Annotated in this window: 11 protein-coding genes and 1 pseudogene; 8 read left to right on the top strand and 4 right to left on the bottom strand. The window is 62.7% G+C overall.

Annotated features, from left to right (window positions below; translation table 11 throughout):
• Window positions 1-17: 17 nt before the first annotated feature.
• The gene (gene nosP / locus AYR47_RS17370) at window positions 18-1,163 is read left to right on the top strand and encodes a nitric oxide-sensing protein NosP (RefSeq protein WP_061436078.1); all 1,146 of its coding nucleotides are present in this window, start codon (window positions 18-20) and stop codon (window positions 1,161-1,163) included.
• 262 nt (window positions 1,164-1,425) lie between these two features.
• Window positions 1,426-2,538, top strand: a pseudogene (locus AYR47_RS17375) (ATP-binding response regulator); the annotation flags it as partial.
• 4 nt (window positions 2,539-2,542) lie between these two features.
• Here the strand turns inward: AYR47_RS17375 and AYR47_RS17380 are convergent.
• Both AYR47_RS17380 and AYR47_RS17385 read right to left on the bottom strand, forming a co-directional pair.
• Complete coding sequence (locus tag AYR47_RS17380) at window positions 2,543-3,208, bottom strand: response regulator transcription factor (RefSeq protein ID WP_033899773.1); 666 nt, start codon at window positions 3,206-3,208, stop codon at window positions 2,543-2,545.
• 27 nt (window positions 3,209-3,235) lie between these two features.
• A complete protein-coding gene (locus AYR47_RS17385; protein ID WP_061436081.1) occupies window positions 3,236-3,775 on the bottom strand; it encodes a PQQ-dependent catabolism-associated CXXCW motif protein in 540 nt (179 codons plus the stop codon).
• A gap of 155 nt (window positions 3,776-3,930) precedes the next feature.
• Between AYR47_RS17385 and AYR47_RS17390 the strand changes: the two genes are divergently transcribed.
• The gene (locus tag AYR47_RS17390) at window positions 3,931-4,557 is read left to right on the top strand and encodes a response regulator (RefSeq protein WP_033899777.1); all 627 of its coding nucleotides are present in this window, start codon (window positions 3,931-3,933) and stop codon (window positions 4,555-4,557) included.
• Here AYR47_RS17390 and AYR47_RS17395 read toward each other — a convergent pair.
• Complete coding sequence (locus tag AYR47_RS17395; protein ID WP_033899779.1) at window positions 4,554-5,201, bottom strand: pentapeptide repeat-containing protein; 648 nt, start codon at window positions 5,199-5,201, stop codon at window positions 4,554-4,556. The genes AYR47_RS17390 and AYR47_RS17395 overlap by 4 nt on opposite strands.
• A gap of 175 nt (window positions 5,202-5,376) precedes the next feature.
• On the bottom strand, window positions 5,377-7,275 hold the full coding sequence (gene exaA, locus AYR47_RS17400) for a quinoprotein ethanol dehydrogenase (protein ID WP_080642433.1): 1,899 nt from the start codon (window positions 7,273-7,275) through the stop codon (window positions 5,377-5,379).
• A gap of 253 nt (window positions 7,276-7,528) precedes the next feature.
• Here exaA and pedF point away from each other — a divergent pair, with 253 nt between their 5' ends.
• The 5 genes from pedF to pqqA all read left to right on the top strand — a co-directional run bounded on the left by pedF (window position 7,529) and on the right by pqqA (window position 11,398).
• Window positions 7,529-7,990, top strand: a complete 462-nt coding sequence (gene pedF / locus AYR47_RS17405) for a cytochrome c-550 PedF (RefSeq protein ID WP_038849856.1) — start codon at window positions 7,529-7,531, stop codon at window positions 7,988-7,990.
• Between the two features lie 39 nt (window positions 7,991-8,029).
• Complete coding sequence (locus AYR47_RS17410) at window positions 8,030-8,737, top strand: quinoprotein dehydrogenase-associated SoxYZ-like carrier (RefSeq protein ID WP_061449438.1); 708 nt, start codon at window positions 8,030-8,032, stop codon at window positions 8,735-8,737.
• The gene (locus AYR47_RS17415; RefSeq protein ID WP_061436082.1) at window positions 8,734-9,672 is read left to right on the top strand and encodes a quinoprotein relay system zinc metallohydrolase 1; all 939 of its coding nucleotides are present in this window, start codon (window positions 8,734-8,736) and stop codon (window positions 9,670-9,672) included. Before AYR47_RS17410 ends, AYR47_RS17415 begins: the two co-directional genes overlap by 4 nt.
• Before the next feature lie 14 nt (window positions 9,673-9,686).
• Window positions 9,687-11,207 (top strand): acetaldehyde dehydrogenase ExaC, encoded by a 1,521-nt coding sequence (exaC, locus tag AYR47_RS17420; RefSeq protein ID WP_033899788.1) that lies wholly within the window; start codon window positions 9,687-9,689, stop codon window positions 11,205-11,207.
• Between the two features lie 119 nt (window positions 11,208-11,326).
• Window positions 11,327-11,398 carry a pyrroloquinoline quinone precursor peptide PqqA gene (gene pqqA, locus AYR47_RS32150; RefSeq protein WP_010209364.1) on the top strand — a complete coding sequence of 24 codons (72 nt, stop codon included), beginning with the start codon at window positions 11,327-11,329 and terminating at the stop codon, window positions 11,396-11,398.
• The last annotated feature ends 78 nt before the right edge of the window (window positions 11,399-11,476 follow it).

The raw sequence follows: 11,476 nt of genomic DNA on the forward strand, positions 1-11,476 counted from the left end.
CAGAGGGGGAGCCAACGATGCACAACAGTGAAGGCGTAGTCAGTGCCATGTCCCAGGCCACGGATGCCGGGCAGGCCGCCGAAGAGCTGGCCCGGCAGCTGTTGCATCCGTACCTGGGTTTCGTGCTGTTTTTTTGCTCGGCCTCCTATGACTTGCAGGCCTTGGGCCAGGCGCTGCAACAATGCTTCGGCAGCGTGCGCGTGGTGGGCTGCACCAGCGCCGGCGAGATCACCGCCCACGGTTATGGGCGCAATTGCATCACGGCCGTGGGCTTCAACCACGCGCACTTTTCAATCGCCACCGAACTCATCGACCAGGTGGAGCACTTCAGCCTGATCAACGCCCAGGAGATGGTCGAGCGCCTGGTCGGCGGCTGTCGCAGCAATACGTTGGCGCCGATCAAGGGCAATACCTTTGCACTGACCTTGCTCGATGGCCTGTCCAGCCGTGAAGAAATGGTGCTGGCCGCCCTCAGTGCCGCCCTGGGCGATATCCCGCACTTCGGCGGCTCGGCCGGTGACGACAACTTCCTCACCCAAACCCACGTGTACTTCAACGGTGATTTCCACAGCGGCGCGGCGGTGGTGGTGCTGGTCAATACCTGGCTGGATTTCGAGGTGTTCACCACGCACCACATCCTGCCGCGCACGGAAAAACTGGTGGTGACCGGCGCCGACAGCCCGTCACGTCGCGTCTTCGAACTCAACGCCGAGCCCGCCGCCGAAGAGTACGCACGGCATATCGGCGTGGCCGTGGCCGACCTCGATCACCGCGTCTTCGCCGCCCACCCGCTGGCGGTGCGCATTCACGACCAGTACTACGTGCGCTCGATCCAGCAGGTGCACGCCGACCTCAGCCTGAGTTTCTACTGCGCGGTGGAAAACGGCATCGTGCTCACCGTCATGCAGCCTGGCCCGATCCTGCCCAACCTGAAAGGCCTGTTCGACGGCCTGCAAGCGCGCCTTGGCGACCTGTTGCTGACCATCGGCTGCGATTGCTTCCTGCGCCGCCTGGAGCTGGAAGACACCGGCCAGCTGGAACCGATCGGTGCTTATTTGCGCGACCAACGGGTGATGGGCTTCAACACCTACGGAGAACAGTTCAATGGCATGCACATCAACCAGACCTTCACCGGGGTCGCCATTGCCCGAGGCCGGCGCTGACCTGTCCGCTCAAGTGACCCGGCTGCAACAGGACAACCACAAGCTGATGCGGATCAACGCGGCGCTGATCGAGCGCATCGAGTCCGGCATGACCCAGGGCAATAACCCGTACACCATCTTCCAGCATTCAGTGGTGCTGGCCGAGCAAGTGCGCGAACGCACCGACGCGCTGAACCAGGCGATGGCCGAACTCAAGGCCAGCAACCACCTGCTGATCAACGCCCGGCTGCGCGCTGAGGCCTTGTGCCGGCAGCAGGTGGCGGCGCAAAGGGAGGCCGAGCAGGCCAACCTGTCGAAGACGAAATTCCTGGCCGCCGTCAGCCATGACCTGCTGCAACCGCTGAATGCGGCCCGGCTGTTCACCAGTGCCTTGCTGGAGCGCCCGAGCGAAACCCTGGTGCGTAACGTGAGTAACTCCCTGGAAGACGTGGAAAATCTGTTGGGCACCCTGGTGGATATTTCCAAGCTGGACGCTGGGGTGATCAAGGCGGATATCGCGCCGTTCGCCCTGAGTGAACTGCTCGACAACCTGGCCGCCGAATACACCGAACTGGCCCGCAGCGAGGGGCTTGAACTGCACTTCATCGGCTGCTCGGCGCTGGTGCACAGCGACATCCAGCTGCTGGCGCGGATCCTGCGCAACCTGCTGAGCAACGCGCTTCGCTATACCTACAAAGGCCGTGTGGTGCTGGGCTGTCGGCGTCAGCAGCAGCGCGTGCTGATTCAGGTGTGGGACAGCGGCATGGGCATTGCCGAAGACCGGCTGGAGGAAATTTTCCAGGAGTTCAAGCGCGGCGATGTGCAGCGTCCGGATCAGGATCGCGGGCTGGGGTTGGGCCTGGCTATCGTGGAAAAGATTGCCGGCATCCTCGGCCACCGGATCAGCGTCAAGTCCTGGCCGGGTCAGGGTTCGATGTTTTCGGTAGAAGTGCCGTTGAGCGCGACCGCGCCCAAGGCATTGCCGACGCCGTGCATGAGCGAGCCGATGCTCGAACGCCTGCAAGGCGCGCGGGTGTGGGTGCTGGATAACGACGCGGCAATCTGCGCCGGCATGCGCACCTTGCTCGAAGGCTGGGGCTGCCGTGTGATCACCGCGCTCTCGGAACAGGACCTGGCGCGCCAGGTAGACAACTACCATGCCGAGGTGGACCTGCTGATTGCCGATTACCACCTCGACGACAACCAGAACGGCGTGGATGCCGTGGCGCGGATCAACGCCCACCGCGGCCGTGCGATTCCGGCGATGATGATCACGGCGAACTACAGCAACGAGTTAAAGCAGCAAATTCGTGAGTTGGGGCATACGTTGATGCATAAGCCGGTAAGGCCAATGAAGTTGAAAACCGCGATGAGTCACCTGCTCAGCCGACCCTGAGGGTTCAGCGACGCAGGTACGAGCCGAAATCGATGTCTCCCGCACTCAAGATCGCCTGTACCCGATTATGCACATTCAACTTGCGCAGAATCGCTGACACATGGGCCTTCACCGTGGTCTCGGCAATCTCCAGGGTATAGGCGATCTGCTTGTTTGACTCGCCCTTGGTCATGCGTTCCAGCACCAGCAACTGTTTGCGCGTGAGGGCCTGCAGCAGCTCCGGGGCAAACCCCGGGCTGTCGTGCATGCGCCGTTGCCCGGGGTTTTTCTGGGTGCGGATGATGTCCGGCGGCAGGTACACGTTACCGTTGAGAATCTGCTGGATGGCTTCGGTCATTTGCAGGCGCGGTGATGACTTGGTGATGAAACCCACGGCGCCGTAGGTGATGGCTTGCAGCACGATCTGCTTGTCCTGCTCGGCCGAGACGATCACCACCGGGATGGTCGGCGACTCGTTGCGCAGGTTGATCAGGCCGTTGAGGCCGTGCATGCCGGGCATGTTCAGGTCCAGCAGGATCAGGTCGAGGTCGTCGTGTTCCTGGGTCAGGGCGAGGGCGCTGTCCAGGTCGGCGGTTTCCATTACGTCGCTGCCGGGGAAGCCGTCGCTGATGACGTTATGAATCGCCTCGCGAAACAGCGGGTGATCGTCGGCAATCAAAATTTTGTACATGGCCGTTCACCTTCTTGTTGTGGTTTTTTATTCAAAGGGTTCGGGTGTCGCAGCCATCACTGGCAGTTTTGCCGCTTCCCATGCATCCAAGCCATCGCGGTACCAATACACAGAGGTATAGCCCAGGCTGGCGGCTCGTTTTACCGCGTTCCAACTCAGCCAGCAATCGGAGCGGCAGTAGAACACGAGCGGGCGTGCCAGCTGGCCGTCGGTGAACTTGTACAGGTGGCGCACGAAGTAGCCCTGCCATTCCGGGGTGAGGTCGCCGTCGCCGGTATTGGCCAGCCAGTGGCTGCCGGGCAGGTTGGCGTGGGGCTGGTCTTCGATGAAGCGGCCTTGCAGCCATTGGCGGCGGTACACATCGATGAGTACCGGTGCGGGCGTCTGGTTGAGCAGGGTCTGCAGGGCTGGGGTGTCGACGATGGTTACGCCGGGCAGATTATCGGGCGTAGGGCTTCGATACAGGCTGGTGCGGTAGCCCTCGGCGGAAAACAATGGGGTGTCGGCCTGTACGTGGCTGATGAACAGGCACAACAGTGCCGCAAGGGGCAGTCGAGCGGGCAGCATGGCGGGTCCAATCCTTATCGTTATGCGCCCATTACACGCGACTCCCGCTGCCTTGGGAATGCGACGATAGACAGCAAAACCAGTACCAAAGTAGTAGGTCGCCGCAGGCCTTCGGGTTCTAGCATGCACAGCAAGCACTGCCATTGGAGGCCGCTATGAACATCCTGTTGGTCGACGATCACGCCGTGGTCCGCCTGGGCTATGCCGGGCTGTTGCGCAGCGGCTTGCCGGGTGTAGACGTGCGCGAAGCGGCCAGCGGCGAAGAGGCCCTGGCGCGGGTGCATGAGGCGGTGCCTAACCTGGTGATCATCGGCTTTGGGCTGCCCGGTATCAGTGGCCTGGAAACCACCCGCCGCCTGCGTCAGCGCCTGCCGCAATTACGCGTGCTGTTTTTCAGCCAGCATGCCGAACTGCCCCTGGTGCGCCAGGCTCTGGAGGCGGGCGCGTCGGGTTATCTCACCAAGCGCGCTTCGCCTGCGGTGATGCTTGAAGCGGTAGAGCGCATCCTCGATGGCCACACCTATATCGAACAGGACCTGGCTACCCACCTGGCGTACCACCCCACCGATCGCCGCCTGCACAGCATGACCCAACGCGAGCTGGAGATTTTCCTGATGCTCGCCAAGGGCACCCCGGCCCGTTCGATTGCGGTCCAGCTGAGTATCAGCAACAAGACCGTGTCCAACCACCTGACCTTGCTCAAGAGCAAGTTGCAGGTGAGTTCCCATGCCGAACTGGTGCACCTGGGCATCGACATGGGCGTGGTGCGGGTGGCGGGTTAGCGGTCCCAGGTGGTGGGGCAGTCTTTGCAGCCCTCCATATTCGCGTCCTGAAAGTTGGCATAGTGCTGGCGGCTGCCGCTGAGGGTGGCTTTTTCCAGGTTGCTTTCACCGAACTTGGCTTCTTGCAGGTTGGCGTCGCTGAGGTCCGCGCCTTGCAGGTCAGCCTTGCTCAGCCAGGTCATTTCCAGGTCGGCCGCGCGCAGGTTGGCCTTGTGCATTTTGGCCCCCGACAACCGCGCAAATTGCAGGTAGGCGGCGCTCAGGTTGGCGTTTTCAAATTGCGCGCCCTGGGCAAACATCCCCCAGCCTTGCACGGCCATCAATGTGGCGTCGGTGAAGTCGGCCAGGCGCAGGTTGGCTTGTTGCAGGCTGGCGCGGGTCAGGTTGGCGCCTTGCAACTGGGCTTTTTCCAGGTTGGCAAGGTCCAGGTTGGCGTGGCGCAAGTCGGCATCGCGCAGATCGGCACCGGCCAGGTTCATGCCGCTCAGGTTCTGGTTGCGCAGGTTGGCGCCCTTGAGATTGGCGCCGGGGCATTGGCTGTGCTCGGCAAGCGTGCAACCGTTGATGACCAGGGGGGCGTCGTCGCCGTCGTCGGCGTGGGCGAAGGGTAGGGACAGTAGAAGTAACAACGGCAGATATCTCATCAAAAAACCTCGAAGGTGGCGGGGTACCTGTGGCGAGGGAGCTTGCTCCCGCTCGGCTGCGCAGCAGTCGTAAACCTGGCTGCGCAGTGCCACAGGAGGAATGCCGGGGCCGCTTCGCAGCCCAGCGGGAGCAAGCTCCCTCGCCACAAAAGGCGGCCCCCGCATATTCCATGGGTTATTTTTGGGCAGTTTTCTGATCCCAACTCGGAATCTTGAACACCCAGAACGACCCACCCTGTGCCACCGGCTTGGTCAGCTCGGCCATGTCGCCACCCCACAGCGGCACTGCGCCGCCATAGCCGACGGTGACGCCGATGTACTGCTCGCCATCCTGTTCCCAGGTGATCGGCGGCGAGACGATGCCGCTGCCGGTCTGGAACTTCCACAGTTCCTTGCCGGTTTTTGCGTCAAAGGCCTTGAAGAAACCGTCGCCGGTGCCGGTGAACACCAGGTTACCCTTGGTTGCCAGCACGCCAGCCCACAGTGGCAGGTGCTCCTTGTGCTCCCACACCACCTTGCCGGTGGTCGGGTTCATCGCCCGCAAGGTGCCGACGTGATCGTCATACATGCGCTTGATGCGGAAACCCATGCCCAGGTACGCCGAGCCCTTCTTGTAGTTGACCTCTTCGGTCCAGTATTCCTCTTTCCACTGGTTGCCCGGAATGTAGAACAGACCGGTGTCCTGGCTGTAGGCCATGGGGTTCCAGTTCTTGCCACCCAGGAACGGCGGCGAGACTTCCACCGGCTTGCCCTTGGTTTCACCCGGCAGCGGCTTGGCCGGACGCTGGCCTTCGTTTTCCACAGGGCGGCCGGTCTTCAGGTCAATGTGGCTGGCCCAGGTGATGTTGTCGACGAAGGGGAAGGCGTTTTGCAGCTTGCCGTTGTTGCGGTCGACCACATAGAAGAAGCCGTTGCGGTCGGCGTGGCCGGTGGCCTTGATGACCTTGCCGTCCTTGTCCTTGTAGTCGAACAGCACCAGTTCGTTGTTGCCGGAGAAGTCCCAGGCATCGTTCGGGGTGTGTTGGTAGAACCATTTCACTTCGCCGGTACTGGGGTCGACGCCGACCTGGCCCGAGGTGTAGAGGCTGTCGAAGTCGTGGGGGTTGCCGTCCTTTGACGTGCGCGCCCAGGTATTCCACGGGCCGGGGTTGCCGGCGCCGACGATGATGGTGTTGGTCTCGGCATCGAAGCTCGCGCTCTGCCAAGGGGCGCCACCGCCGTGGCTCCAGGCTTCGACCTTGCCGGTTTCGGTGGTCGGGTCATCTGGCCACGACGGCGCCTTCACATCGCCGGTCGGGGTGCTGTCCTTGCCGTTCAAGCGGCCCATGTGGCCTTCCACGAACGGACGCATCCAGACTTCTTCACCGGTGTCGGGGTCGCGCGCATATAGCTGGCCGACCACGCCGAATTCATCGCCGGAGCTGCCGTGGATCAGCAGCACCTTGCCGCTGACCTTGTCTTTGATCAGCACCGGGGCGCCGGTCATGGTGTAGCCGGCGGCGTGGTCGCCGAATTTCTTGTTCCACACCACTTTGCCGGTGTTTTTGTCGAGGGCGATCAGGCGCGCGTCGAGGGTGCCGAAGTAGATCTTGTCGCCGAAGATCGCGGCGCCGCGGTTGACCACGTCACAGCACGGGCGAATGTTGTCGGGCAGGCGGTGGTTGTAGGTCCACAGGCGTTTGCCGGTCTTCGCATCGAGGGCGAACACACGGGAGTAGGAACCGGTGACGTAGACCACACCGTCGCTGACGATGGCCTGGGATTCCTGGCCGCGTTGTTTCTCGTCGCCGAACGAATAGGACCAGGCTGGCGTGAGCTTGAACACGTTCTTGTCGTTGACCTGCGCTAGAGGGCTCCAGCGCTGGGCGTTGGTGCCCATGCCGTATTGCAGCACGTCCTTGGTGGTCAGGTGATCGTTGGCGATGTCTTCCCAAGTGACATTACGGGTTTGCTTGGCGACGGCAGGTTCGGCGGCTGCAAAGCTCGCAGCACTGAGGCACAGGCTGCCCACCAGCACAAAAGCTTGCACGGCAAGGCTTAGCGGTGAGCGGGCGGGTAGCGATCTTATTGTCATGGTTGCAGTTCCCAGTGGAGGTTTTGGCCTGCACAGGTTGCTGCCTGGCTGGGTTGGCGAATACGGAAAAAGTCCCGGTGTTGCCGGGACAATTTCCCGAACCGCCTCTGATTTAGGAGTGCCCCACAAGGCCTGCTACCAACGGATGAGAACCCGCCCACCAAAGCAGCATACGGGCGCTGCCGGGGGCTTCCTAAGATGGTCGCCATAGCCTCTGCCAAGAGGTTTTGCGTGCACTCCTGAGGGAAAAATAATGACAACAAAACGCAACGCCTTGATCACCGCCTGCCTGCTCGCCGGTGCAATCAATACCGGTTCGGTCTGGGCCCATGGCAACGTGACGCCCACCGCCGTGGAAACCAAAGGCCTCACCCCGATCAAGGATGCCGGCGTGCCGCTGGACGCCGATGGCTGGGCCGCCACCAACCCCTATCGCACCACCGCCGAGCATGACAAGGCCGTCGAAGTCGGCGCCTCGGCGTACAACCAGAACTGCGCGGCGTGCCATGGCCTGGAAGCCAAGTCCGGTGGCATCGCCCCCGACCTGCGCATGCTCGATGCCGGTGACGCCGGCGATGAGTGGTTCGTGGAAAGGGTGCGCCACGGCGCCGTGCGCGATGGCCGGGTGTACATGCCGAAAATGGCCGATTACCTGAGCCAGGAAGCCCTGTGGGCGGTGCGTACCTACCTCGACAGCGTGCACGTCGAGGAGTAAGCCGTGGGCCTGCGCGGGTGGTGGGTATGCTGTTTGCCGATGTTGGCCTGGGGCGCGCCTGTCGACCCGGTGCCCTCGGTGATGTGGGCCTACTATCACCAGCGTTTTCTCGACAACGCGCCGTTCGTGTTCGACGAGCGGGTGAAGGTCCTGGCGCCGCCGTTCGCCGAGGACGCACGCCAGGTGCCGTTGGAACTCGACGCCCGTGCGTTCAAGGGTGACGTGGTCAAGATCCTCGCCTGGGCCGAGCTGAATCCGCTGCCGCAGATCGTCGATTTCCAGCCCATGGAAGGCGTGCTGCCGTGGCTGTCGATCCGGATTCGCATCGAACAGGCCACGCCGTTACGCGCGGCGGTGCTGACCCGTGATGGCTTGTGGCATGTTGGCTCGACCCTGATTGATGCCAGCGGCGGCGGTTGCACGGCGCCCAGCGTGGTGCGCACCCAATCCGGTTGGGAAGACCACTTCGGCGAGGTGCTCGGCGGGCGTTACCCGCGCGCCGAATTCAGCCGCGTGAAGCTGCAAGTCGCCCATCCGATGGATAACGGCATGGTCAGCGGCATTCCCGAATTCTTCATCAACCAGGCCGAACTGCACGGTGCGAATAACCAACTGTTGGCGCGGCTGGCGCTGTTCCCTGCGGTCAGCGAAAACCCCAACCTGGCCTTCGACATCGAAGGCTCCGGGCCCACACGCCTGACCCTGCGCGACACCAGCGGCAGCCAGTTCGAGGCGGCCATCCCATGACCCAGCGCTGGATTCTGCTGTGGCTGCTGCTGTTCAGCCTGCCGGTGCTGGCCGAGTTGGACTACGGCCTCAAGCCGCGTTTGATTGCCGACAACACCTGGCTTTTGGAAGGCAGCACCGACAACTTTGCCAAGGACAACGGCGGCAATATCGTCAACGTCGGGTTCATCGTCACCGAACCTGGCGTGGTGGTGATCGACACCGGGCCGTCCAAACGCTACGGCGAAGCCCTGCGCCAGGCCATCGCCCGTGTCACCGAAAAACCGGTGATCCAGGTGCTGCTGACTCACCATCACCCCGACCACGCCTTGGGCAACCAAGCCTTCAAGGACGTGCCGATCGGCGCCCTGGCCGGCACCACCGAGCTATTGCATGAGCAAGGCGACAGCCTGGCCGAGAACCTGTACCGCATGGTCGGTGACTGGATGCGCGGCACCGAAGTGGTGTTGCCCAACCAGACCCTGCAGCCCGGCGTAAAAAGCTTCGGCAGCCACGACCTGCAACTGCTGCAGCTGCGCGGCCATACCGGTGACGACCTGGCGATCTTCGACCAGAAGACTGGCGTGCTGTTTGCCGGTGACCTGGTGTTCTACCAGCGTGCGCTCACCACGCCTCATTCACCGGGGCTGTCGATCTGGTTGGCGGATCTTGCCACCCTGCAAGGCTTGCCCTGGACCCTGATTGTGCCCGGCCACGGCCCTGTCGCGAGCGACGCCAAACCCTTGGAGCAGATGCGCGACTACCTCGCCTGGCTCGACCAGTTGCTGCGTGACGGTGCGGCCCAGGGCAGCGACATGCCCGAGCTGATCCGCAGCCCGATCCCCGAGCGATTCGCCGCGATCAGCCTCAGCCGCTATGAACTGATCCGCAGCGTGACCCACCTGTACCCCCACTACGAACGCACCCAGATGCAGCCCATCCACACCCAACAATAAGCAGAGGCCTCACCATGATCTACGCCCAACCTGGCACCCCCGGCGCCATCGTCAGCTTCAAGCCGCGCTACGGCAATTACATCGGCGGTGAGTTTGTCGCGCCGATCAAGGGTGAGTACTTCACCAATACTTCGCCGGTGACGGGTGAAGTGATTGCCGAGTTCCCGCGCTCCAGCGCCGCCGATGTCGACAAGGCCCTCGACGCCGCCCACGCCGCCGCCGATGCCTGGGGCAAGACCTCGGCCCAGGACCGTGCCCTGGTGCTGCTGAAAATCGCCGACCGCATCGAGCAACACCTCGAAGTGCTGGCCGTGGCCGAGACCTGGGACAATGGCAAGGCCGTGCGCGAAACCCTCAACGCCGACGTGCCCCTGGCCGCCGACCATTTCCGCTACTTCGCCGGGTGCATCCGCGCCCAGGAAGGCGGCGCCGCTGAGATCAATGAACACACCGCGGCTTATCACTTCCATGAACCCTTGGGCGTGGTCGGGCAGATCATCCCGTGGAATTTTCCGTTGCTGATGGCCGCCTGGAAACTCGCCCCCGCCTTGGCGGCCGGTAATTGCATCGTGCTTAAACCGGCCGAGCAGACGCCGTTGTCGATCATGGTCTTCGCCGAGCTGATCGGCGACCTGCTGCCGCCTGGCGTGCTCAACATCGTGCAGGGCTTTGGCCGCGAAGCCGGGGAGGCGCTGGCCACCAGCAAGCGCATCGCCAAGATCGCCTTCACCGGCTCCACCCCGGTGGGTGCGCACATCATGCATGCGGCCGCCGAGAACATCATTCCGTCCACCGTGGAGTTGGGCGGCAAGTCGCCGAATATCTTCTTCGAAGACATCATGCAGGCCGAGCCGCAATTCATCGAAAAAGCCGCCGAAGGCCTGGTGCTGGCGTTCTTCAACCAGGGCGAAGTGTGCACCTGCCCGTCGCGGGCGCTGGTGCAGGAGTCGATCTACGAGGCGTTCATGGCGGAGGTGATGAAGAAGATCGTCAAGATCAAGCGCGGCAACCCGCTCGACACCGAGACCATGGTCGGTGCCCAGGCGTCCGAGCAGCAATACGACAAGATCCTCTCCTACCTGAAGATCGCCCAGGAGGAGGGCGCGGTGCTGTTGACCGGCGGCGCGGCCGAGCGCTTGGAGGGCGACCTGTCCAGCGGTTATTACATCCAGCCGACCCTGCTCAAAGGCCACAACAAGATGCGCGTGTTCCAGGAGGAAATCTTCGGGCCGGTGGTGGGCGTGACCACCTTCAAGGACGAAGCTGAAGCCTTGGCGATTGCCAACGACAGCGAGTTCGGCCTCGGCGCCGGCCTGTGGACCCGTGACATCAACCGTGCGTACCGCATGGGCCGGGCCATCAAGGCCGGGCGTGTGTGGACCAACTGTTATCACCTGTACCCGGCGCATGCGGCATTTGGTGGGTACAAGAAATCCGGGGTAGGGCGTGAGAACCACAAGATGATGCTCGACCATTACCAACAGACCAAGAACCTGCTGGTGAGCTACGACATCAATCCCTTGGGCTTCTTCTAAGCCATGGGGGGGCGACGAATGCACCAATGGGTTCGTTCGAAAGTAGCATTCGCCCCCTCAACTCCCCATGCATTAATGACCCCACCGGAACCCTCCGGCACACCAAGAGGACTGCCCCCATGTGGACCAAACCTGCGTTTACCGACCTGCGTATCGGCTTTGAAGTCACGATGTACTTCGCTAGCCGCTGATCGCGGGAGCGGCTGGAAGGATGCCTCTTTGGTCTGATTGCATTCGCAGCCGGATCGGTTAGTGTGGAGCGCATTCTT

The organism is Pseudomonas azotoformans (assembly GCF_001579805.1).
Taxonomy (GTDB): Bacteria; Pseudomonadota; Gammaproteobacteria; order Pseudomonadales; family Pseudomonadaceae; genus Aquipseudomonas; species Aquipseudomonas azotoformans_A.

Coding starts and splice junctions, on each gene's coding strand:
- nosP (WP_061436078.1), top strand. CDS start 18: ATGCACAACAGTGAAGGCGTAGTCAGTGCCATGTCCCAGGCCACGGAT.
- AYR47_RS17380 (WP_033899773.1), bottom strand. CDS start 3,208: ATGTACAAAATTTTGATTGCCGACGATCACCCGCTGTTTCGCGAGGCG.
- AYR47_RS17385 (WP_061436081.1), bottom strand. CDS start 3,775: ATGCTGCCCGCTCGACTGCCCCTTGCGGCACTGTTGTGCCTGTTCATC.
- AYR47_RS17390 (WP_033899777.1), top strand. CDS start 3,931: ATGAACATCCTGTTGGTCGACGATCACGCCGTGGTCCGCCTGGGCTAT.
- AYR47_RS17395 (WP_033899779.1), bottom strand. CDS start 5,201: ATGAGATATCTGCCGTTGTTACTTCTACTGTCCCTACCCTTCGCCCAC.
- exaA (WP_080642433.1), bottom strand. CDS start 7,275: ATGACAATAAGATCGCTACCCGCCCGCTCACCGCTAAGCCTTGCCGTG.
- pedF (WP_038849856.1), top strand. CDS start 7,529: ATGACAACAAAACGCAACGCCTTGATCACCGCCTGCCTGCTCGCCGGT.
- AYR47_RS17410 (WP_061449438.1), top strand. CDS start 8,030: ATGTTGGCCTGGGGCGCGCCTGTCGACCCGGTGCCCTCGGTGATGTGG.
- AYR47_RS17415 (WP_061436082.1), top strand. CDS start 8,734: ATGACCCAGCGCTGGATTCTGCTGTGGCTGCTGCTGTTCAGCCTGCCG.
- exaC (WP_033899788.1), top strand. CDS start 9,687: ATGATCTACGCCCAACCTGGCACCCCCGGCGCCATCGTCAGCTTCAAG.